21 protein-coding genes are annotated in these 20,947 nt (G+C 63.8%); 5 read left to right on the top strand and 16 right to left on the bottom strand.

Annotation, left to right across the window (positions count from 1 at the left end):
- Positions 1-53 precede the first annotated feature (53 nt).
- Positions 54-1,337 (bottom strand): phosphoribosylamine--glycine ligase, encoded by a 1,284-nt coding sequence (purD, locus tag ACVIN2_RS25835; RefSeq protein WP_456767720.1) that lies wholly within the window; start codon positions 1,335-1,337, stop codon positions 54-56.
- A gap of 854 nt (positions 1,338-2,191) precedes the next feature.
- Between purD and ACVIN2_RS25830 the strand changes: the two genes are divergently transcribed.
- Entirely contained in the window at positions 2,192-3,085 is an 894-nt protein-coding gene (locus tag ACVIN2_RS25830; RefSeq protein WP_456767719.1) for a type IV toxin-antitoxin system AbiEi family antitoxin domain-containing protein, read from the top strand.
- On the opposite strand, the gene ACVIN2_RS25825 is transcribed toward ACVIN2_RS25830, so the two are convergent.
- The 4 genes from ACVIN2_RS25825 to ACVIN2_RS25810 all read right to left on the bottom strand — a co-directional run bounded on the left by ACVIN2_RS25825 (position 3,056) and on the right by ACVIN2_RS25810 (position 6,337).
- Entirely contained in the window at positions 3,056-4,105 is a 1,050-nt protein-coding gene (locus ACVIN2_RS25825; protein WP_456767718.1) for a nucleotidyl transferase AbiEii/AbiGii toxin family protein, read from the bottom strand. The genes ACVIN2_RS25830 and ACVIN2_RS25825 overlap by 30 nt on opposite strands.
- 64 nt (positions 4,106-4,169) lie before the next feature.
- A complete protein-coding gene (locus tag ACVIN2_RS25820) occupies positions 4,170-4,469 on the bottom strand; it encodes a winged helix-turn-helix domain-containing protein (protein WP_456767717.1) in 300 nt (99 codons plus the stop codon).
- Positions 4,469-5,023: a hypothetical protein gene (locus tag ACVIN2_RS25815; RefSeq protein WP_456767716.1), complete on the bottom strand. Its 555-nt coding sequence runs from the start codon at positions 5,021-5,023 to the stop codon at positions 4,469-4,471. The genes ACVIN2_RS25820 and ACVIN2_RS25815 overlap by 1 nt, the downstream gene beginning before the upstream one ends.
- A 303-nt stretch (positions 5,024-5,326) precedes the next feature.
- Positions 5,327-6,337, bottom strand: coding sequence for an alpha/beta hydrolase (locus tag ACVIN2_RS25810; RefSeq protein ID WP_456767715.1), 1,011 nt, complete (start codon positions 6,335-6,337; stop codon positions 5,327-5,329).
- A 118-nt stretch (positions 6,338-6,455) separates the two neighbouring features.
- Between ACVIN2_RS25810 and xseA the strand changes: the two genes are divergently transcribed.
- Positions 6,456-8,096, top strand: a complete 1,641-nt coding sequence (gene xseA, locus ACVIN2_RS25805) for an exodeoxyribonuclease VII large subunit (protein ID WP_456767714.1) — start codon at positions 6,456-6,458, stop codon at positions 8,094-8,096.
- Between the two features lie 282 nt (positions 8,097-8,378).
- On the opposite strand, the gene ACVIN2_RS25800 is transcribed toward xseA, so the two are convergent.
- Together ACVIN2_RS25800 and ACVIN2_RS25795 are read right to left on the bottom strand one after the other, a co-directional pair.
- Positions 8,379-8,543, bottom strand: coding sequence for a hypothetical protein (locus tag ACVIN2_RS25800; protein WP_456767713.1), 165 nt, complete (start codon positions 8,541-8,543; stop codon positions 8,379-8,381).
- A gap of 280 nt (positions 8,544-8,823) precedes the next feature.
- The gene (locus ACVIN2_RS25795) at positions 8,824-9,648 is read right to left on the bottom strand and encodes a dienelactone hydrolase family protein (protein ID WP_456767712.1); all 825 of its coding nucleotides are present in this window, start codon (positions 9,646-9,648) and stop codon (positions 8,824-8,826) included.
- 175 nt (positions 9,649-9,823) lie between these two features.
- Between ACVIN2_RS25795 and ACVIN2_RS25790 the strand changes: the two genes are divergently transcribed.
- Complete coding sequence (locus ACVIN2_RS25790; protein WP_007596922.1) at positions 9,824-10,051, top strand: DUF2093 domain-containing protein; 228 nt, start codon at positions 9,824-9,826, stop codon at positions 10,049-10,051.
- Positions 10,052-10,231: 180 nt separating this feature from the next.
- Here the strand turns inward: ACVIN2_RS25790 and lpxK are convergent, their stop codons facing one another.
- From lpxK to ACVIN2_RS25760, 6 genes are read right to left on the bottom strand one after another with little or no spacing between them, the layout of a single operon-like run.
- Positions 10,232-11,248 carry a tetraacyldisaccharide 4'-kinase gene (gene lpxK, locus ACVIN2_RS25785; protein WP_456767711.1) on the bottom strand — a complete coding sequence of 339 codons (1,017 nt, stop codon included), beginning with the start codon at positions 11,246-11,248 and terminating at the stop codon, positions 10,232-10,234.
- Entirely contained in the window at positions 11,241-12,587 is a 1,347-nt protein-coding gene (locus ACVIN2_RS25780) for a 3-deoxy-D-manno-octulosonic acid transferase (RefSeq protein WP_456767710.1), read from the bottom strand. Before ACVIN2_RS25780 ends, lpxK begins: the two co-directional genes overlap by 8 nt.
- The gene (locus tag ACVIN2_RS25775) at positions 12,550-13,263 is read right to left on the bottom strand and encodes a lysophospholipid acyltransferase family protein (protein ID WP_456767709.1); all 714 of its coding nucleotides are present in this window, start codon (positions 13,261-13,263) and stop codon (positions 12,550-12,552) included. Before ACVIN2_RS25775 ends, ACVIN2_RS25780 begins: the two co-directional genes overlap by 38 nt.
- Positions 13,260-13,502 (bottom strand): DUF4170 domain-containing protein, encoded by a 243-nt coding sequence (locus ACVIN2_RS25770; protein WP_007596929.1) that lies wholly within the window; start codon positions 13,500-13,502, stop codon positions 13,260-13,262. Before ACVIN2_RS25770 ends, ACVIN2_RS25775 begins: the two co-directional genes overlap by 4 nt.
- 60 nt (positions 13,503-13,562) lie before the next feature.
- Complete coding sequence (locus ACVIN2_RS25765) at positions 13,563-14,345, bottom strand: inositol monophosphatase family protein (protein WP_456769807.1); 783 nt, start codon at positions 14,343-14,345, stop codon at positions 13,563-13,565.
- Positions 14,339-15,772, bottom strand: coding sequence for a TldD/PmbA family protein (locus tag ACVIN2_RS25760; protein ID WP_456767708.1), 1,434 nt, complete (start codon positions 15,770-15,772; stop codon positions 14,339-14,341). Before ACVIN2_RS25760 ends, ACVIN2_RS25765 begins: the two co-directional genes overlap by 7 nt.
- A 264-nt stretch (positions 15,773-16,036) precedes the next feature.
- On the opposite strand from ACVIN2_RS25760, the gene ACVIN2_RS25755 reads away from it, so the two are divergent.
- Positions 16,037-16,555 (top strand): DUF6101 family protein, encoded by a 519-nt coding sequence (locus ACVIN2_RS25755; protein ID WP_456767707.1) that lies wholly within the window; start codon positions 16,037-16,039, stop codon positions 16,553-16,555.
- Here the strand turns inward: ACVIN2_RS25755 and ubiA are convergent.
- Complete coding sequence (gene ubiA, locus ACVIN2_RS25750) at positions 16,552-17,508, bottom strand: 4-hydroxybenzoate octaprenyltransferase (RefSeq protein WP_456767706.1); 957 nt, start codon at positions 17,506-17,508, stop codon at positions 16,552-16,554. The two genes, ACVIN2_RS25755 and ubiA, sit on opposite strands and share 4 nt — an antisense overlap.
- Positions 17,509-17,649: 141 nt before the next feature.
- On the bottom strand, positions 17,650-18,309 hold the full coding sequence (locus tag ACVIN2_RS25745) for a hypothetical protein (protein WP_007596938.1): 660 nt from the start codon (positions 18,307-18,309) through the stop codon (positions 17,650-17,652).
- A gap of 210 nt (positions 18,310-18,519) precedes the next feature.
- Between ACVIN2_RS25745 and ACVIN2_RS25740 the strand changes: the two genes are divergently transcribed.
- The gene (locus ACVIN2_RS25740) at positions 18,520-19,272 is read left to right on the top strand and encodes a 16S rRNA (uracil(1498)-N(3))-methyltransferase (RefSeq protein WP_456767705.1); all 753 of its coding nucleotides are present in this window, start codon (positions 18,520-18,522) and stop codon (positions 19,270-19,272) included.
- A gap of 81 nt (positions 19,273-19,353) precedes the next feature.
- Here the strand turns inward: ACVIN2_RS25740 and ACVIN2_RS25735 are convergent, their stop codons facing one another.
- Positions 19,354-20,298, bottom strand: coding sequence for a helix-turn-helix domain-containing protein (locus tag ACVIN2_RS25735; RefSeq protein ID WP_456767704.1), 945 nt, complete (start codon positions 20,296-20,298; stop codon positions 19,354-19,356).
- Positions 20,299-20,947 lie beyond the last annotated feature (649 nt).

Raw genomic sequence — 20,947 nt, 5'->3', positions numbered from 1 at the left:
TCGGAGTGCCGACAGCGCGGCTGCACATTGCGCGCGGGTGCGAAAAAAGCCTGTCAGCTCTTGGACTTCTCGGCGTCCACCGCCTGCCAGCCGATGTCGCGGCGGCAAAAACCTTCCGGCCAATTGAGGCGGTCGACGGCCTGGTAAGCGCGGGCTTGCGCTTCCGTCACGGTCTTGCCGAGCGCGCAGACATTGAGCACGCGACCGCCATTGGCGAGGATGGCGCCGTCCTTCTCGACCGTGCCGGCGTGGAAGATCTCGGCGGTCTCGACCTCTGAGGCGTCGTCGAGCCCCTCGATCCGCGTGCCCTTCTGATAGTCGCCGGGATATCCCTTCGCCGCCATCACCACCGTGAGCGCGGCCTCCGGATGCCAGCGGAGGTCAAAGTTCTTGAGCTGCCCGTCGCAGGCGGCGAGGAAGGCCGGCACGATGTCCGACATCATCCTGAGCATCAGCACCTGGCATTCGGGATCGCCGAAGCGCACGTTGAACTCGAACAGTTTTGGCCCTTGCGTCGTCAGCATGATGCCGGCGTAGAGGATGCCGCGAAACGGCGTGCCGCGCTGCTTCATGCCTGATACCGTCGGCAGGATGATCTTGGCCATGATCGCGTCATGGATCGCCGGCGTGACCAGCGGCGTCGGCGAATAGGCGCCCATGCCGCCGGTGTTCGGACCGACGTCATGGTCGAACACGCGCTTGTGGTCCTGCGCGGACGCCAGCGGAATGGCGGTCTCGCCGTCGCACAGCGCGAAGAAGCTGATCTCGCGGCCCGGCAGAAACTCCTCGATCACGACTTCGGCGCCGGCCTCGCCAAAGCCGCCCTCGAACATCATGGCGATGGCGTCCTCCGCCTCGCGCACCGACTTGGCGACGACGACGCCCTTGCCGGCGGCAAGGCCGTCGGCCTTGACCACGATCGGCGCGCCCTGGCTCTGGACGTAAGCACGCGCATCGGCAGCGTTGGTGAAGCGCTTGTAGGCGCCGGTCGGAATGCCGAATTCGGTGCACAGCGCCTTGGTAAAGCCCTTCGAGCTTTCGAGCTGGGCCGGGATCCTGTCCGGCCCGAATGCCTTGATGCCGGCGGCGGTGAGGTCATCGACGATACCGGCCGCCAGCGGCGTCTCCGGACCGACCACCACGAGCTCGACCGCATTCGCCTTGCAGAAGTCGATCACGGCGGCATGGTCGGCGACGTCCAGCGCCACGCATTCCGCCTCACGCGCGATCCCGGCATTGCCCGGCGCGCACCAGAATCTGGTCACCAGGGGAGAGGCTGCGATCTTCCACGCCAAGGCATGTTCGCGACCGCCGGAACCAAGCAGGAGAATGTGCATCGAAGGCTCGAAATGAGGGGTTTGGCTGGGGGCGGAGGTCGCATGAATCGGGGTGGGGCTCAAGGGGTGTTGCTTCCTTTCCCGCCAATCCGGAGAGCCGGAGCCCACGGTTGAATACGAGATCAATCACGAGCCTCGTCCGATGCTAATCTCACGCGCCTGCACGCTGATCTGAAATTGCAACGACGTTGCGCCGGGCGCTATTCGCTCCACAAGGAAGGACTGGGAATGAAATCTTCGACCTGCGTTGCCTGCGTGCGGGCGATGTATTCGGACATCCGGTCGAGACCAGTGACGTAGCGCCCACGTCCGCGGAGCGCGGGTTTGCCGACAGGCCGCGCTCTGTGCGCGACCAGTAATCAAAATTTTTCTCAGTGCTGGCGCGCTATCTGATGACGGGTGCGGCCCCGGCACACAGTGCACTCTACGACTCACCCGGGAAGGTCGTTGGCCGCGCGCTACCGAGAGGCAAGGCACAAAACCCATCTTTGACTTGAGGGGCGAGCTATTTGGCAGGCGACCTTGACCCATCCTTGCAGGAGAAGCCAGGTAGTCATTTCATTGAACTTCCGAAAGAAACAAGCGTCGTCGTCCATCAGAACCTACCATCAAAGCTCCGATGGAGAGCGTCATTAAGATGCAGTATCGCCAGGTATATATACCTGGCGATACGCACATTTAATACAGCTGCCCCTTAATCTCTCAAAGCTGGCCTAGCTGGTGCCGTCTACGGTATATATACCGTAGACGGCGTCCGGTCGCCCGTCATTGCTTAAGAATTTCCTGAGGTCTAGTTTAGTGCTGTTCCGAGTGGTATATATACCACTCGGAACGCCATCTAATAGGGTGCCTTTATGGCCCGGCCCTCCCGCCTCACTATCGCAAAAAATGACATCTTCGCGCTCTTCGAAGCATCTAATCAGAAGGTGTATTCTTCTGCGCAACTCGCGCAAATACTCAATGAGCAGCGAGCATTCTGGCGGCTGACGGAACGGACAACAGCCGGTCCGTTTATCGCTTTCCTTGAACAGCAAGAGAAGCTGAAGGCGCACAACTTCTACGTGGAACAATACAACAGAACTATCACCCGCTACACGTGGGGAACTGCTTCCCCTTACGAATTAGCTCAGTCAATTCAGCCGCGAGGTTATCTGACCCACTCGACAGCTGTCGCCCTCCACGGGTTGACTGATCTCATCCCACAAGTTCTCTACCTTAACGTTGAGCAAAGCCCAAAACCTGCGCCTCGCGGCCCACTAACTCAGCGCGGGATTGACCAAGCGTTTTCGCGAAAGCAACGACAATCAAATATGACCTATAAGTTCGACGGCGACGATTGGTCCGTAACGATTATCAATGGAAAAAACACAGGTGCGCTCGGGGTCGAAGAACTAACCGGCCCCACGGAAGAAAAACTTCGAGCTACAAACTTAGAGCGTACACTGATCGATATCGCGGTACGGCCGACTTATGCCGGAGGAATATTTCAGGTGTTAGCGGCGTATCGAGCAGCGAAAGACCGCGTATCCACAAATAGACTACTCGCCACGCTAAAGAAGCTAGACTATGTGTACCCGTATCATCAAGCCGTCGGCTTCTTGATGGAACGCGCTGGATACGACGATAAGCGCTGCTCTATGTTTCATAAAATTGGTCTGGCGCACGATTTCTATTTGACCCACGGAATGATCAAGCCGGAATACTCAAGCAAGTGGCGATTATTTTATCCTAGCGGCTTGAATGGCTGAGGCCAGCTGAACGACAAAATCGAAATGACTGTCGAAGTCTTCCGATTTACCCGCAATAGAGGCCTCAACCGACGGCCAATCTAATGCGTGGTATTCTCGATGCTTATAGATTTCATCCAAAAAGTCCAAAGGCACCTGCTTTGCTGCGAAGATAGCCGATAGGATCCTCAGATTTTCTTCCGTAGTGAGGTCGATACCATTTTGTGTCACTATCTGACGGATGTCATAAAAATCGCGGGCTCTGGGAGTTTTGTTTCCAAACTCATACTCGGGCATTTGCTGACAGATTGCTCGCATCTTTTCTGCGGCAATCATCTCCAATGAATAAACGTAAATCAGATAGTCATCGATTTGTCGTTCGACCTTTCCCGCGCAAAATTCATTCTGACTGATATCTATCGTGTATTTTCTCTTGTGAAGCGGACCCAGCACCTCAGATCGCCTGCGTAGGCCCTCGATATCGTCGTGGAGCTCCTCATAAAGCGCGCGTTCTGCCAGCTTAAACTCGACGATGTATCCTCCCCACCAATCCGGTAATTGTGGACGACGATTCGAAGGCTTTACCTCGAATTTTTCGTCAAAAACAACATAACCAATCCCCCCAAACTCGCGTTTTAGACTCTCAAAGATACGCACTCCGGTTTTTTGGACATCGGAGAAAGCGGATTGAACAGAGAAGTCCATGTCTAGCGACGCTCTAGAGCCAACTTTGTAGATTAAGGCGAGTGCGTTCCCACCCTTCAAAACAAGCGAGTCCATGAGTTCGTCATCCGAAAACAGGGCGATCAATATTCTCCGTCTAACTTCTTCAAGGGAAATCGCCATACCGAAAATCTGCTTTGAAACGGGATGCGCACTGATCGCGGATCGTACCTTCAGACCTAATCGCAAACAACCGCGTCCTTCGGCTCTCCCCTTGGGTGAAGGTGGCGCGAGGCGCCGGATGAGTTGTTCTTCTCCACTCACGCCTTTGATCGCAAAGTAGGAACCCTCACCCGGCTTCGCCTTCAGCGAATTCACCTCTCCCACAAGGGGAGAGGGTGAAGCAGCTGTCCGGGATGACGGCGGGGAGTGACGGTAGAGGCTAAACCTGCTTCCCCGCTATGATCTCCTGCAGCGTCGCAACATGCCGCGCGAACGCCCCGCGGCCGGCGGCCGTCGCGGTGACCGTTGTCTGCGGCTTCTTCCCGACGAACGCCTTCTCCACCGACACGTAGCCCGCCTTGGCCAGCGTCTCGATATGCGCACCGAGATTGCCGTCGGTCGCGCCGGTGAGCTTTTTAAGCCGGGAAAACTCCAGGCCGCCGGTGGCCGGCAGCGCGTTCAGCGCTGCCATGATCTTCAGCCGCAACGGCTGGTGGATGATGTCGTCGAGCTCGGCCATCAGATCCGCCGCATCCAGAGGCCGCCGAGGATCAGGCCTCCGCCATTGACGAAGGCCATCCAGAGCGGAAACGCCTCGCCGATGTAGAAATAACCGATCAGCGTCAGCGCGGAGATGCCGAGGCCGATCGCCATGAAGGCATAGCCGAACCAGAGACCCGCCAGCGAATAGAACAGCATGAAGTAGAGCGGCCAGAACGTGCCGAGCTGGCGCGGGCCGAAATGACCGAGCAAATTGGTGCAGAGATAACCGAAGGCGAAGAACAGCACGAAGACCAGAAGCAGTCTGACGTTGAAGCCGGCGCCATGCGAGTGATGCGGCGGATTGAAGATGCGCAGCGCCACCAGACCGCCGGCGCCCAACGTGTCCGCGGCAACCCAGGCATAGACCGCATAGACCGGCCAAAGCCAGGTCACGAGATTGGCCGCGAACACCAAGGCGCCCCACCAGACGGCAGCAAAGCTCGCCAGCTCATAGAGCTGCGATTGCTTCACGCGCTGGACGATGTCGTCGATATCGGCCAGCGCCGCGGAGGCTTCCTTGCTGTCGATCATGTCGTCCCTTTCTGTCCCTGGGCTATCTCGTATGACGCTCGGTGACACCTGAGCAAGCGCCTCGTCCTTCGAGACGACCGCTTGCAGCGGTCTCCTCAGGATGAGGCTCGGCTGCACCAGGCCCCCTTGAAGCGGCTGCCGCAAACTCCGCCCTCATCCTGAGGGCCCGCCGCAGGCGGGCGTCTCGAAGGATGGCCGCGCGTTCGGTGACAGCTGAGCAAGCGCCTCGTCCTTCGAGACGACCGCTGCGCGGTCTCCTCAGGATGAGGCTCAGCTGCGATTGCCTTACCATCAACGGGGCGATCATGACTGCCCTGCCCCGCGCGTTGCCACGTCGTCGGCGATGACCGAGATCGCCTTCGGGCTGGTGACGATGCCCATATGGTTGATGCCGTCGATGATCTTGACGTCGACCGACGGTTTGATGGCCTGCACGACTTCCGCATACCTGTCCGAGATCATCATCTCGTCCTCGGCGCCGCCGAAGATCGTGACCGGGCGTGTCGTCGCCGGAAAATCGATGCGATAGCCGCGCGTCGCGAAATTGCGCGTCAGGCGATCGGAATAGGTGGCGACGAGATACTTTGCCGAAGTCGCGGGCACGGCGAGCGCGAGCACCGGAAGCTGCGAACAGCAGTCGATGCCGAGCTTGCGCAGCGTGGCGAGCGCGAAGAAGCGCGGCAGGTCGACATTGGCCCAGCCGCCGGCATGCGGCTTGTTGGTCGGCGCGTCATAACCGAGATAGGGCGCAAGCAGCACGGTGCGCACGAACATGTCCTGCATGATCGGCGTCGCGGCGACGCGCAGCGAGAAGCCGGCGCCGGCGGAATGGCCGATCAAGGTGAGCGGCAGCTCCGGCGCGGTCTTGCGGATTTGAGCGACGAAGTCGACGAGGTCGTCTTCGAGCTGGCCGACATAGCCGATGTCGCCGCGCGTGCCGGAGCCGCCATGGCCGCGGATGTCGAGCGCCCAGGTCTCCACGCCGCGCGCGGCGATGGCATGGGTCAGGGCATGATTGACGGTGCCGCTGGAGCCGGACGAGCCGTGGATGAAGATCGCGCCACGGCCAGTCGCAGCGCCGCTGGCAGCGTAGTGGCGGAAGCCGATCCAGGTGCCGTCGCGGGCCTGGAAGCGCTCGAGGGGCGGGAGGGTGGTCCAGTCGATGCCCTTGGCGGAGTCGGAGACCGATCGCATCTCCGGTGGTCGCTCCAGCGGCGTTGCGATCATGGCGGCCAGGACCAGCGCCACGCCGCCCACCGCACACAGGGCCCATTTCAGTCCGCTCAAAACGCCGCGCAGCATTCGAATTGCCATGATCCACTCCCCTCAAACTGATTAATATAGAGAACTCTATAAGACAGAGTACTCTCCTGGTCAATCCCCGGATTGGCGCCGCGCTGCAAAAATCCTTAACGTCGTGTCTGATCCCAACATGCCGAATCGTTTGCCGATGCCGTCTGCGGAACCCCTGCTCAACACACCCGAATTCACCGTTTCCGAGCTCTCGCAGTCCCTGAAACGGACGGTCGAGGACACCTATGGCCATGTCCGGGTCCGCGGCGAGATCTCGGGCTTCCGCGGCGCTCATTCCTCCGGTCATTGCTATTTCGCGCTCAAGGACGAGAGCGCCAAGATCGAGGCGGTGATCTGGAAGGGCGTGCACGGCCGCATGCGCTTCAAGCCCCAGGAGGGGCTCGAGGTCATCGCCACCGGCAAGCTCACGACCTATCCGGGCTCCTCGAAATACCAGATCGTGATCGAGGCGCTGGAGCCGGCCGGCATCGGCGCGCTGATGGCGCTGATGGAGGAGCGCAAGCGGAAGCTCGCCGCCGAAGGCCTGTTCGACGAGGCCCGCAAGCAGCTTTTGCCGTGGCTGCCGGAGGTGATCGGCGTCGTGACCTCGCCGACCGGCGCCGTGATCCGCGACATCCTGCATCGGCTGGAGGACCGCTTTCCCCGCCACGTGCTGGTGTGGCCGGTGAAAGTTCAGGGCGAAGGCTCGGCCGAGCAGGTCGCGGCCGCGATCCGCGGCTTCAATGCGCTGCCGGAGGGCGGCAAGATTCCGCGCCCCGACGTGCTGATCGTCGCGCGCGGCGGCGGCTCGCTGGAGGATTTGTGGTCGTTCAACGAGGAGATCGTGGTCCGTGCCGCGGCCGAGAGCATGATCCCGCTGATCTCGGCGGTGGGGCATGAGACCGACATCACGCTCATCGATTTCGTCGCCGACAAGCGCGCGCCGACGCCGACGGCGGCGGCCGAGATGGCGGTGCCGGTGCGCAGCGATCTGTTTGTCGAGGTCGGCGATCTCGGGCGCCGCACCCGGTCCTGCTGGCAACGCGGCCAGGAGAGCCGCCGCAGCGAGCTGCGTGCGGCCACGCGCGCGCTGCCGGCCGCCGGCGATCTGCTGGCGATCCCGCGGCAGCGGCTGGATTCGGCCGGTGCGTCCCTGCCCCGCTGCCTCAAGGCCAACACCCATGCGCATTTCCGCAGGTTCACCGCCGCAGGCGCCAAGCTGACGCTGCGGGTGCTGCACGGGCAGATCGCGCAGGCCGATCATCGCCTCACCGTGTGCGGCGAGCGGCTCGGCCTGTCCGCACGCTCGCTGCTGCGGCGACGACGCGACCGCTTTGCCGGGCTGGAGGTGCGCTTGCGCGCCTCCAAGCTTTCCAATGCGCAGGCGCAGCGCAACGCGATTCACCGCCAGCGCGAGCGCACGCATCGCCTTGCCGAGCGTGCGGGCCGCGCGCTGGTGACGCTGTTGCAGCGGCTGGATGCCCGCGTCGAGAACAGCGGCAAGCTGCTCTCCGCCTTGTCCTATCGCGGCGTGCTCGCGCGCGGCTTCGCGCTGGTGCGCGACGAGGCCGGCCATCCCCTGCATTCGGCCGACGCGATCGGACCTGGTGCAAGGGTCGAGATCGAGTTTGCGGATGGACGCGTGGGTGCAACGGCGGATGCGGATCGTGCAGCACCGACGGCAAAGCGCGCGCCATCACAAGCCAAGGCAGCGGCGCAGGAGGCGAAGCCCGCGCCAAAGCGCGTGGGCAAGCCGGTGGATCAGGGGAATTTGTTTTAGGCGGGAGGGTGGCGCAACATTCTCGCCGTCGTCCTGGCGAAAGCCAGGACCCATACCGCGAGGTCTATCGGGTACGCGTGGTGTCAGTCCCGAACGACCAGTCTTCGCCAAACTACTCCCTGGGGTAATGGGTCCTGGCTTTCGCCAGGACGACGCTGGGAGGCTTGCGTGCAGCCTCAACCTCGTCATTGCGAGCTATCGTAGCCCGCATGAGCGTAGCGACATGCGGGACAGGCGGCCCCGGATATCGCTACGCTCATCCGGGCTACGAGACTGCGCGTCTCAGCGGCAGGACAAGCCCGCGTCGATCGTGGTCCAGAAGCCGCAATGTTCCGGCGCGAGTTGCGGCGCGCCGGCATGGGCTTCGAAGAGATGGGCTTCGAACAGGAAGACCACGACGGTGAAGACGATCAGGGCGGAGGAGAACAGGACGAGGCGGTTGCGCATGGGACTGCGTTTAATCGACATCGTGGTCGAATGATGGCGTCGTCACGGGCTGAAACCATCCCGGCGCGCCATCCGTAGAGTCACGGTCGGCCATTTTCCGTGCAGGGCGGTGGTCGATGCGGGGCTGTCCGCTGTTGTTCCCAAGGGCGGCCCCGCCTTCGCTTCTCACGAGCTACGGCGCGGCGAGCCCGCTCGGCACATGTAGCCCGCATGAGCGCAGCGATATGCGGGACGGACCTTCCCGGATATCGCTACGCTCATCCGGGCTACGGCACTGCCGTCAACGCGCCAGCCACTCGACGACCTCTTTCTGCGATTCCGCGCGCGCTTGCGCATCGGTGCCGAGATGGCCGTGCTCGGGCGCGGCGGCATCAAGGCTGCCGGCGGCTGCGTGCAGCGGCGTGTTGGCGCGGTCGAAATCGTGATAGGCGCCGGGATAGACCACGATGCGCGCGAGCGCGCTGCGGCCATGCGCACCATCGACCATCTGGCGGCAGGCCGGCGGCGACGACACATCGTCATTGCCGCCGATCAGCACCAGCGTCGGCACCCGTGTGCTCCACCCGAGGCCTGCGGAAATCCTGCAGTCCGGATAGAACGCGATCGCGGCGCGGAAATCCGGGCCCACATCGCGCGCGAGGCTCTGCGGACGCACGGCCCAGAGCAGCGCGCTGGCGCCATTGGCCCAGCCCATCAGGCTGACGCGGTCGCGTGCAACCCAACTCTGTTTCATCAACCAGGCGCGCGACGCCGCGATGTCGGTGACGCGTTCGCGCCGCGCCTTGACGTGCATCTCCTTGACGCGGCATTGCGGCCCGAGTTCGCGCGAGCCGTAGCTGTCAGGGAGCAGGACGGCGTTGCCGGATTTGAGCAGCCGCTCGGCCCATTCGCGATAGCGCGGCAGGACGGAATCGGAATGGCCACCGAGGCCGCCGCAGCCGTGCAGCGCGATCACGGTCGGAAACGGCCCGGTGCCCTCGGGCTTGTAGAGCTGCGCATGCAGCACGCCGGACGCCAGCGGAATCTCGACCGGCTGCGGCGCCGGCGACGCTTGCGCGGCCGACATCAGGAACGTCAGGAACAGGGCGGTGAACGGAAGGCGCATCGAACTTTGCCGTTGGATCCTTCGCTCAAGCACTATCATGCGGAAACGGCGCCAAAACATCACAAACCGGTGGGTTTACCGGGCGGACAAGCCACCGTATCTATGCTACATCCCGTCCAACACATCGTGCCCTCCCATGTGATTCCGGAGCGGCCTTCCACGGAGACTTTCGACCGTGCTGAACAAGTTCGGCCCCTCGGGCCATGGCGAAGCGCAGGTGCAGTATCTCGACGGCGATTTCCGCGTGATCTCGCCGGGGACCTTCGTGCGTTGCGCGATCACCGATACGCGCATCCCGCTCGACGAGTTGAAATACTGGAGCGTGGATTTGCAGGAAGCCTACGCCACACCCGCCGCCGTGCTCGAACGGCATTACCCGGGCGCGCCCAAGCCGCAAGCGTGAGGCGGCGGGCGGTTGTTTCATTGAAGTCTCCTGATCGTGTGAGATCGATAGGAGTTTTGCGATGAATGTCGCGTGAATGGTGGTGCTGTAGGGTGGGCAAAGCGCAGCGTGCCCACCATCTCGACCGTCGAACCGGAAGCATTATTGGTGGGCACGCTTCGCTTTGCCCACCCTACGAGATCATCGCCTTGAAAATCGCCGCTCCCGCGCCTTGTAGAGATGATCGCTGATCCATTGCCGGAGCGCAGCCGGGTCATCGAATTCGAGCTGGACGGCGAAAGGCACGATGTCATCCGGCACGCCTTCGCGGCCGTGCAGCCGCGCGAGATCCTTTTCCGTCGTCACCAGCGTCAGCTGCTCGCGCTGCGCGTCCGCGGCGAGGGCTGCGATCTCGTCGTGTGAAAACACGTGATGATCGGCGAAAGCGCGCGTGCGCGCGACCTCGATACCGCCGGCACGCAAGCTGCGGAAGAACCGTTCGGGATCGCCGATGCCGGCGAACGCGAACACCGGCTTGCCCAACAGTCTTGCGACCGATTCGGCATCCGGTTTCAGCCGCGCGCGCAGCACCGGCTTGTTGCGCCTGGCAAGCTCGGCGGCGACATCGTCGGCAGCGCGGCCGCCGCCGATCAGGACCAGCGCGTCGGTGCGCGCGAGCTGCGCCTTCAGCGGCGCACGCAGCGGACCGGCCGGAAACACCTTGCCGTTGCCGAGGCCGCGTTCGCTGTCGATCACGATCAGCGAGGTGTCCTTGAGAAGACGCGGGTTCTGGAAGCCGTCGTCCATCAGGATCACGGTGGCGCCTTGCGACTTCGCCAGCACGACGCCGTCGAGGCGGTCGCGCGCAACTGCAACAGGGATGTCGCGCGCCATCATCAGCGGCTCGTCGCCGACATCGGAGGCGGTGTGACGCATCCGGTCGACCATCACCGGGCCCTTGAGGCTGCCGCCATAGCCGCGGCTGAGCACCACCGGCGTCTCGCCGAGCTCGCGCAAGAGCTTGGTCAGCGCCAGCACGGTCGGGGTCTTGCCGGCGCCGCCGACATGGTAGTTGCCGACGCAGATCACGGGGATGCCGGCGTCGACGCCCTCGCGCAGCATCCGCCGTTCCGTGATCGCGCCGTAGAGCGCACCGAGCGGGCTCAATGCGTACGATTCGAGGGAACGCGGCCGGTACCAGAAGGCCGGCTCACGCATTGGCGGCCCCCATCTCGATCCGCAGCTGCAGAAGATAAGGCTCGAGCGCGGTCATGGTGCGGTTGAGTGCGCCGCCGAGATCCTCGACCACGCCGGCGCCCGACTGCTGGATCTTCCGGCGCAGGGCAGGATCGGCGAGCAGCTGACCGAGTTGCTTGATCAGCAGCTCCTGGGTGTCGGCCTGGCGCGCGCCGCCGCTGTGATCGAGCGCCTCGTAGACGTCGGCGAAATTGAAGACGTGCGGACCATGGACGATGGCCGCGCCGAGCTTGATCGCCTCGATCGGATTCTGGCCGCCATGGTGGATCAGCGATCCGCCCATGAACACGATGTCCGAGAGACGATAGAACAGGCCGAGCTCGCCCATGGTGTCGGCGACATAGACGTCGGTGGCCGCCGTCGGCAGCTCGTCGCGCGAGCGCAGGGCCGGCTTCAGGCCGGACGCCGTGATCAGGCCCGTGATCGAGGAGCCGCGATCCGGATGGCGCGGCACGATCACGCTCAGGAGCTGCGGGAAGAAACCGCTGAGGCTGCGATGCGCCGCCACCAGCATCTCCTCCTCGCCCGGATGGGTCGAGGCCGCCACGATGATCGGACGCCCGCGCGTCGTCGCCATCAGCCGTTCGAGCTTGGCGGGATCGGCCGGGGGCGCGGGAACGTCGAGCTTGAGATTGCCCGTGGTGACGACGTCGCGGCCGCCGAGCGCCGCGAAGCGCTCGGCATCGGTCTTCGACTGCGCCAGACAAATGTCGAACCGCGACAGCAGCGCCGAGATGGTGCCTTGCATGCGGCGCCAGCGCGGGAACGAACGCGGCGACATCCGCCCGTTGATCAGCACCATCGGCACGCGGCGCGCGGCGCCGGCCAGGATCAGGTTCGGCCAGAGATCGGATTCGATGAACAGCGCCAGCGACGGCTTCCAATGGTCGAGGAAGCGCGCGACATAACGCGGGGAATCATACGGCACGTATTGATGGATCACGTCGGGCGGAAAGCGCTTTGCGACAATGGCAGCCGACGTGACCGTGCCCGAGGTGAGCAGAATGCGCAGGTTCAGATCGCGCAAGCGCTCGATCAGGGCCGCCGCGGCGAGGACCTCGCCGACGCTGGCGCCGTGAATCCAGACCAGCGGACCGTGCGGCCGCACGTCCCGGGACAGCCCGCGCCGCTCGCCGACGCGCGCGGGATCTTCCTTGCCCTGCTTCAGGCGCCGCTTGATCAGCACAGGCGCGAGCGGCACCAGGCCGCGCGCCAGGCGCCGGTACATCCGCAGCGTCAACGGCAGCGAGCCGGGCAGCGATTTAGGCATCTGCAGGTCCCGGCCGGCCGAGCTGCGCATAGGCTTGGCGGGTCGCCTCGTTCAAGGTCTCCTCCAGCTCGAGCCGCAGCGCTTCCATAGTGGCGGCGTCCGCATCCGGCGGAACGTGGATTTCCTTGATGCCGACCAGCGCGCCCCGCCCGAACGGAAGGTTGATGGTGGTGCGGTCCCAGTTCTTGAGCCGGACGAAGCGGCTGGTCGCCATCGCAAAAGGCATGATCGGCCGCCCCGATTCCCGTGCCAGCATGATGATGCCGAGCCCGGCCACGCGCGAGCGCTTGGGGACGTCGGCGGTCAGCGCGACATTACAACCGTCCTGGAGCGTCCGCACCATTTCCTTGAAGGCACCGACCCCGCCCTTGCGGTGAAACGCGCTGCCATGGTCGCCGGACCCGCGGATGGTGCCGATGCCGAGCCGCTCGGCGGCAATCGCGTTGAACTCGCCGTCGCGGTGACGGGAGATCAGGACCCTGGCCTTGTACCAGTCCTTGTTCTTGATGAACGGGGTGAGGAAATGCTGGCCGTGCCAGAACGCGAAGATCGCCGGGATCTGCGGTTCGACGCGGTCATAGACGTCAGGCGGATCGAACGTGAATGTGTTCGTCCGCCAGACCAGGCGCAGATATTCCGCCGCCAGGATTCCGACGGCACGCTGAACGAAGCTGCTCCTCAGCGTATTGCGAAGCAGCTTTTTCAACGCGCCGGTTCTTGATTCGGGTCGAGCAGCCGGTGGAGATGGACGATGAAATAGCGCATCTGGGCGTTGTCGACCGTGCTCTGCGCCTTGGCGCGCCAGGCGGCGTGCGCGGTCGCATAGTTCGGATAGAGGCCGACGATCTCGACGTCGTCGAGGTTCTTGAAGGTGTTGTGCTCGAGATCGACGAGCTCGCCGCCGACGACGAGGTGGAGCAGTTGTTGCGGGGCACTATCTGGCATCGGTTCTTTTCCTAACGGGCTGCCCGGCAAAGCAGTGTTCGACAAGCACGAGAAAGCGCGTCACGGCAAGGGGCGGTTTCGAAAATGCGAGACAATGTTCGCATGACGATCGCGCCCCGCTGCCACCAGCACCCCATGCGTGACTTGCCGGCGGTTATAGAGGATGGGATCTCCGGAGAGATCGCTCATCCTACCATCGGCTTCCTGCACGATCAAATCCGCCGCCGCAAGGTCCCAATCATGACTGTTGCCGCCCGCAAAAGCCGCATCCAGCGCGCCATGGGCGACCCGGCACAGCCGCAGCGCGAGCGAACCGATTCGCGGATGCAGCTTGATCTCGCCCAGTGACGGCTTCAGGCGCTCGACCAGGGGCTTCGGACCCGCGACCCGCGAGAAGTCGAGCTCGGATCCCGCGCTCGCCCGCACCGGCACGTTGTTGAGGGTCGTGCCCTGGCCGCGGGCGGCGAAGAAGAACTCATCGCTCGTCGGCGCGAACACTGCGGCCAGCACGGGCGAGGCATCCTCGACCAGCGCCACGCTGACGCACCATTCGTCATGGCCGTTGAGGTAGTTGCGGGTGCCGTCGATGGGATCGACGATCCAGGTCAGCCGGCGCGACAGCCGCGCCTCGTCGTCGGCGCTCTCCTCCGACAGCCAGCCATAGTCGGGCGTCGCCGCGCGCAGGCGCGATTCCAGGAGATCGTTGACGGCAATGTCGGCTTCCGAGACCGGCGAGGACGCGCCCTTGGTCCACTTCTTCAGCTCGGTGCGGAACATCGACTGCGCGAGTGCGCCCGCCTCCCGCACCGTCTCTTGCAGCAGCGCCGCGTCGCGCGTCAGGATGGCTTCACCTGTTGCGTTCGCGTCAACGTCCGCCCAAGCGTCAAACCCTCGATGCGCACCGTCGGCGCATTGACGCCGTAGCGGAACTCGAGATTGTTCGCCGGCTGCATCGACTTGAAGATCTCGAACAGATGGCCGGCGATCGTCACTTCGCTCACGGGATAGGTGAGCTCGCCGTTCTCGATCCAGAAGCCGGAGGCGCCGCGGCTGTAATCGCCGGTGACGCCGTTGACGCCCGAGCCGATCAGATCGGTGACGTAGAACCCCTGCTTGATGTCGGAGATCAGTTCGGCCGGGGTCGGCGTGCCGGGTTCAAGATGCAGATTATACGGCCCGGGCGATGGCGAGGAGGAGACGCCGCGATGGGCGTGGCCGGTGGTGGTGAGACCGAGCTCACGCGCGGTGGCGCAATCGAGCAGCCAGGTCGTCAGCACGCCTTCGTCGATCAGCGCGATCTTCTTCACGGCGACGCCTTCGGCGTCGAACGTCTGCGAGCGCAGGCCGCGTTTGCGCAGGGGATCGTCGATGATGCGGATGTTCTTGGCGAACAGCTGCTGGCCGAGCTTGTCCTTCAGAAAGCTGGTCTTGCGCGCGATCGAAGCGCCATTGATGGCGCCGACGACGTGACCGACCAGCGAGCCCGCGACGCGCGGATCGAACACCACGGGCACCTTGCAGGTCTCGACCTTGCGCGGATTGGCGCGCGCCACGGTGCGCTCGCCCGCGGAACGGCCGACGATCTCCGGAGACAAAAGGTCCGCACCATGCGGCGCCGAGGTGAAATCGTAGTCGCGCTCCATGCCGGTGCCGTCGCCGACAATGGCGGTGGCGGAGATGCCCTGGCTGGACCGCAGATAAGAGCCGTGGAAGCCGGTGCTGGTGACGAGCACCATGCCGCCCATGCCGGCGGAGGCCGAGGCGCCACCGGATTTGGTCACGCCCTTCACAGCGAGCGCCGCAGCCTCGGCTTCGAGTGCGCGGCGCTCGAGTTCCGAGGTCGCGGGCACGTCGGGGTCGAGCAGATCGAGATCGGGGAAGTCGCGCGCGAGCAGTGCGGGATCGGCAAGGCCGACATATTTGTCGTCGGGCGCTACACGCGCCATCGCAACCGCTCGCTCGGCAAGCTTGGTCACGGCATCGCCGCTGGCGTCGTTGGTCGAGACCACCGCCTGGCGCCGGCCGACCAGCACGCGCAAGCCGACATCGTCGCCCTCGGAGCGCTCGGATTCCTCGACCCGGCCGTCACGCACCTCGACGCCTTGCGAGACGCCGCGCACGGCGACCGCATCGGCCGCATCCGCGCCGGCGCGCCTGGCAGCCTCCACCAGCCGCTGCGCGAGATCGGAGAGCGCAGACTGGTCGAACAGGTCGCGACCGGCTGTGGACGAATCCTTGGACGAAAGCGTCGAGCTTGGTGAAGGGTTCACAAACGAAATCCTGTTGAGGCGGGCTGCGGGACCGGAACCCACAGATGTGCCCTGATCGCGCGGACTTCAAGCATTTTCAGCCCACCAAAAGCTCAGATTCGCAGCTTGCGCGCAACGTCTCGTCAATCATGCGTGCCAAGGTCTTGTCAATCATGAGCGGCGGTGAGGTTGGATTAACCAGCCTTTTTAAGCGGTTTCGGAAAGGCTCGCGCTAAGGTCCTCGCATCGACCGGGAACATAATCCTGGCGGGGAGAACTAAAGCCGTGAGGCGTCAAACAGCAACAAGCGGGATCAATCCCGCCGGGTCGAGCCGCTCCCTGCGGCTCGACCCCCTTTCCCTTCCGGTCCGCTTCGATGCGCATGATCCGCGCGCCGACGGATATGTCCGGCAGATCGAGCTTCATCGCGAACGTGTCGTGCTGCACCGTGCCGTCCGCGGCATGCGGATGGCGATCAACGTCCGCGTCAGCGACTTCACCGGCGTCGCGCTGCGCGGCAACGACGAGGCCCAGACTCTCGTCCTGGTGCATCGCGATCCCTCGCTCTCCATTCCGCTGCTGGTCAGCGCCGATGGCGACGAACTCGTTGAGGCCTGGGCGATCTGGAGCGAGCTGTTCGCGCTTCCGCAGCTCGACGAAGGCGCCCGCAGACCAGCGCCGCGCCGTCGCCGCGCCAACGCGATCCGCCACCGCCGTCCGAAATTTCTGATGCGCCGCCGCACCGGCGTCGCACGCGAATTGTCGGTGCATCGCGACGAGCGCGAGATCATCGCGCGGAGTTAGGCCGCTCGCACCACCGCGTCGGCCAGCAAACCCGCAAAGAGCAACAGCCCCGCATCGCGATTCGAGTAGAACAGGCGCTTGCAGAGATCGCCGTCGCTGATATTCAGCCGTGCGATCTGCGAGACCAGATGCACGGCGAAGGCCCCAAGTCCGAGCCAGGCCGGCCAGCGCGCATCCCCTGACGCCAGCGCCACGCCGATCAGCAGCACCGCGAGGCCGTAGAACAGGATCAGTGCCTGGTGCGTATGCGCGCCGAACAGGCGCGCGGTGGACTTGATGCCGATCAGCGCATCGTCCTCGGCGTCCTGATGCGCGTAGATCGTGTCATAGCCGATCACCCAGGAAATCGCGCCGGCATAGAGCACGAGCGCGGTGACGTCGATGCGCCCGAAGGTGACGGCAAATCCCATCAGGGCGCCCCAGGAGAACGCGAGCCCGAGCACGATCTGCGGCCACCAGGTGATGCGCTTCATGAACGGGTAGATCGCGACGATCAGCAATGAGGCGATGCCGGTCAGGATCGCGAAGCGGTTGAACTGCAGCAACACCACGAGCCCGATCAGCGCCTGCGCGACCATGAAGGCCAGTGCCTGCTTCGCGCTCACCTGGCCCGACGGCAGCGGCCGCGAGCGGGTGCGCTCGACCTTGTCGTCGAGGTCACGGTCGGTGATGTCGTTCCAGGTACAGCCGGCCCCCCGCATCACGAAGGCGCCGATGAAGAACAGGACGATGGTGAGCGGCAGGCCGCGGACGTCATGGGCCATGCCGGCGGCGAGCGCCGCCGACCACCAGCACGGCATCAACAGGAGCCAGGAGCCGATCGGACGATCGAAGCGGGACAAGCGCAGATAAGGCCGCGCCCATTGCGGCGCACGCGTATCGACCCAGTTGCCGGTGGAATCGGCAACTCGGGCGGATGTGCTAGTGCCCAGTTTTCGAAGTTCGTATTCCATCGCGGCGTATTCCGGTGCGAACTTCGAAAACGACAAGGGCACTAGCAAGAAATTATAATTCACGTGCCGCTTATCGATTTGAAGTTCCTATGAGGATCTCGCGGCGGGCACCGTAGGAACTTCAAATCGGCGGCACGTGTATCATCGGGTCAGGACGTTGCCGTTGAGTGTGTCGAAGGTGCTGCCGCCCTTCTTGCCCGCATTGGCCTCGGGCGCCGAGCCCGAACCCAGCACTTCGCTCAGCGACGGACCGGCCGGACCGCGCGGCTGGTTCTGCATCTGCTGCGCGACGTTGCAGACCTTCGCCGTCATGGCCTCGGTGTTCTTGTGGCCGTCCTTCATCTGCGCGCCGACCTGCGCTGGAATCCCACACTTCGAGGCGTTGGCCTCGATGTACTTGATCATCTTGGTCTCAGCCTGGCTGAAATTGCGGATCAGCTTGCAGGCCTCGTCAGGCGGGGCGTGACGGTCGCTCGCGGCCTTGATCAGCTTGCCGCGCTTCTCGGCATCCTCGCGCAGAGGCATGAAGGCCTTCATGCAGTCCTCGCCGGGACCGGCTTGCGTCGGCGGGGCCGCACTGAAGGCGCCGGCGCCACCGACGGGTGCGGCGCCGTTCACGGGGAAGGAGGATTGCGGCGCGCCGCCGACGGAGGCGACGGGCGCCGAGCCGTTCACGGGCGGAAACGCGGAACTGGTTGGGGCCTGGCCCGGCAGCGGCGCGGGGAAACCCTGCGCATAGGCACAAACGGCGCCCATCGTGACCATGGCGGCAGTGATCGGAACCATCAAATGACGGATCATCAAGGCAGTCTCTCCGGCAGGAGCTTGCGGGGTTCGGCGTCTTCCCAATTGAAGCGCAACCAGCGTGCTCGCGATTTTACGATTCCCGCCGGCGCTTAACAACCCGTTGAATAGGGCAGGAGCGCGGCGCGCCGACGCACCATTTTGGCAAAATTTACCCCGAAAGGACTGCTTTCGGCTAAGAACGGCGCCAAATCGGACCTTTGAACGATGCCCTCTCACGATTTCCGCGGCCCCCGCCTGTTCGTCAATGCCCCCCTCGCCCAGGACGGCAGGGTCGGGCTCGACCGCGACCAGAGCAATTATCTCGGCAATGTGCTGCGGCTTGCCGCCGGGGCCGAGGTTTTGGCGTTCAACGGCCGCGACGGCGAGTGGCAGGCGGCCATTGAAGGCCGCAAGCGGCCGGACGGCCTCGTCATCCTCCAGCAGACCCGGCCGCAGGACCGGCTGCCCGACCTCGCCTACGTCTTCGCCCCGCTCAAGCATGCGCGGCTCGACTACATGGTGCAGAAGGCCATCGAGATGGGCGCGGCCTCGCTTCAGCCGGTGCTGACCCGGTTCACCCAGGCCTCCCGCGTCAATACCGATCGGATGCGCGCCAATGTCGTCGAGGCGGCCGAGCAATGCGGCATTCTCAGCATCGCCACCGTTGCCGAGCCGATGCCGCTGGAGCGCTTCCTCAGCCAGCGCGCCGCCGGCAGGCTGCTGATCTTCTGCGACGAGGCGGCGGAGCTCGAAAACCCCATTCAGAGCCTGCAAGGCGCACAGAGGGCGGACGGAATCGACGTGCTGATCGGCCCCGAAGGCGGCTTTGCCGAGGAAGAGCGGGCGCTGCTGCTGCGGCAGCCGAAAATCCTGCGGCTGGCGCTGGGACCCCGGATCATGCGGGCCGACACGGCCGCGGTGGCCGCGCTGGCACTGGTGCAGGCGGTGCTGGGCGACTGGGGTGGCGAACGCGGCTAAGGCAAAAATTGGTTGGCCTTCCGGCTCCCGATCATCTGCAGCCCAAGGCCAGCGAACCAGGTGGAGGGCGACCGCACCGTGCTATTCACCTCGTAGCGATCGGTTCAGGGTCTCGGAAGGCAACTCTCCGAAAGCCTCTCTGTAGCTCGCTGCGAACTCGCTGAGATGCCAGAAACCATGCGCAAGCGCACAGGACTTCACACTCCGGCCCGCTCGGCCGGTGCGCAGTTGCTTGCGCACCGACCAGAGGCGCAACACCCGGCTATAGCGATGTGGGCTCATGCCGCAGATGGCCCGTGTCGCACTCTGGAGAGTCCGGACCGACACGCCCGCCTGCGCCGCCAGTTCGGTCGTCTTGTGCCAGATCATCAGATCGCGCCGGATCAGTTTTTCCATATCAGCCACGATCCGCCGATAATGCTCGGTGGTGGATGACACAGGTCCGGTTGCGACACTGGACCAGATCGCCGCATCCATCGTGCTGAGCAGCGACTGTTCGACAATCGTTTGCGAAGCCGGCTCGTTCAGGAAGTCTGGGTCATTTGCTGCGGTTTCAAGCGAGATCGAGATCAGACGGCGTAGCGAGGCAAGCACGTCCGGCGCCGGATTCAGCAAATGGCATCCATCGCCTAATTCAGGCAATGGCTCCCGCCCGGATGGACTGAAGTAGACCACTGCCAGCAGACGCCCCTCCGGCTCATGCACCAGGCAATCTGAATCACCTTTCAATACGAGGACAGAACCGCCCATCGATTGCCCGTTGATGCGGGCAGAGGTCACGTGATCCATCGGTACCGCCACTGCGGCAGCATTGGTGAACTGATAGCCTCGAATGATCCGGGGGAAGGTTTTCAACAGCGACAGGGTCAGGGTCGGCAAGGTGAGCCGGGCACGCATGATCGCTGTCACCCCGGCCGACAACGGCATGCTCGATGCGCCGGCGTATTTCTCGGTCTCGCCGAAATGATCGATGTCATAGGAATTGAGCTCGAGCGCCGAGGACGGCTTGAGATCCTGGAACGACATCAAGCGATCCGCCGCTCTCTTTTGCATTCCCTCGCGAGCAGGGACTAGACGGCTTTGATCCATGTTCTGCTGCTTACCTGGCCTTCTTCTTGGAAAGGGCGATTTTAGCGCCCCGCAAATCATCCGGCCCGCTGACGCCGGCGCGCCGCAGGTCGCGGAGCATTGAGATGGCATGAACGATCAGAAGGTTGAGCGGATCGAATTCGTCTTAGTGCCGGAAATGTCGCAGATCGAAAACAGCATATAGGCCAGCGTGTGTCGCGCGACCGGATACCATCGGTTGCGTTGCACATGAATCGGAAACCAACTCGCATTGTAAACGAAGGCTCTGCGAACGGATCGTCCCCCTACCCAAATTGAGTATGCGACCGGTGGAGCATTCTCAAACGGGCCGAGCAGCTCGCGGGTGAAGTTGCGGTCGAGCCGGCCGAGCTTTCCGCCCCTGCGACCCATTCATCTTGGTAGCGCCCCGAGACGTCCCTGCCCCGAAATGAATGAGGGTCCCTATTCATCCGGGTCCGCGGAGCGTGATGCACAGGGTATTATTCTACCCCAATTGGAAGAGACGTAATTCAAGCTTCGCCTCCTGTGCTGACTGCGCGTCGCTCCGACGCTGTTAAGCGATTGATCCTTTGGAGGTCGAAACCGC

This window comes from Bradyrhizobium sp. USDA 3650 (assembly GCF_054057395.1).
This window is presented reverse-complemented; position numbering and strand designations above follow the sequence as displayed.

Coding starts and splice junctions, on each gene's coding strand:
- xseA (WP_456767714.1), top strand. CDS start 6,456: ATGCCGAATCGTTTGCCGATGCCGTCTGCGGAACCCCTGCTCAACACA.
- ACVIN2_RS25795 (WP_456767712.1), bottom strand. CDS start 9,648: ATGCGCCTTCCGTTCACCGCCCTGTTCCTGACGTTCCTGATGTCGGCC.
- ACVIN2_RS25800 (WP_456767713.1), bottom strand. CDS start 8,543: ATGCGCAACCGCCTCGTCCTGTTCTCCTCCGCCCTGATCGTCTTCACC.
- ubiA (WP_456767706.1), bottom strand. CDS start 17,508: ATGGAATACGAACTTCGAAAACTGGGCACTAGCACATCCGCCCGAGTT.
- ACVIN2_RS25740 (WP_456767705.1), top strand. CDS start 18,520: ATGCCCTCTCACGATTTCCGCGGCCCCCGCCTGTTCGTCAATGCCCCC.
- ACVIN2_RS25815 (WP_456767716.1), bottom strand. CDS start 5,023: ATGATCGACAGCAAGGAAGCCTCCGCGGCGCTGGCCGATATCGACGAC.
- lpxK (WP_456767711.1), bottom strand. CDS start 11,248: ATGCGTGAGCCGGCCTTCTGGTACCGGCCGCGTTCCCTCGAATCGTAC.
- ACVIN2_RS25810 (WP_456767715.1), bottom strand. CDS start 6,337: ATGGCAATTCGAATGCTGCGCGGCGTTTTGAGCGGACTGAAATGGGCC.
- purD (WP_456767720.1), bottom strand. CDS start 1,337: ATGCACATTCTCCTGCTTGGTTCCGGCGGTCGCGAACATGCCTTGGCG.
- ACVIN2_RS25780 (WP_456767710.1), bottom strand. CDS start 12,587: ATGCGCAGCTCGGCCGGCCGGGACCTGCAGATGCCTAAATCGCTGCCC.
- ACVIN2_RS25830 (WP_456767719.1), top strand. CDS start 2,192: ATGGCCCGGCCCTCCCGCCTCACTATCGCAAAAAATGACATCTTCGCG.
- ACVIN2_RS25745 (WP_007596938.1), bottom strand. CDS start 18,309: ATGATCCGTCATTTGATGGTTCCGATCACTGCCGCCATGGTCACGATG.
- ACVIN2_RS25770 (WP_007596929.1), bottom strand. CDS start 13,502: ATGCCAGATAGTGCCCCGCAACAACTGCTCCACCTCGTCGTCGGCGGC.
- ACVIN2_RS25735 (WP_456767704.1), bottom strand. CDS start 20,298: ATGTCGTTCCAGGATCTCAAGCCGTCCTCGGCGCTCGAGCTCAATTCC.
- ACVIN2_RS25820 (WP_456767717.1), bottom strand. CDS start 4,469: ATGGCCGAGCTCGACGACATCATCCACCAGCCGTTGCGGCTGAAGATC.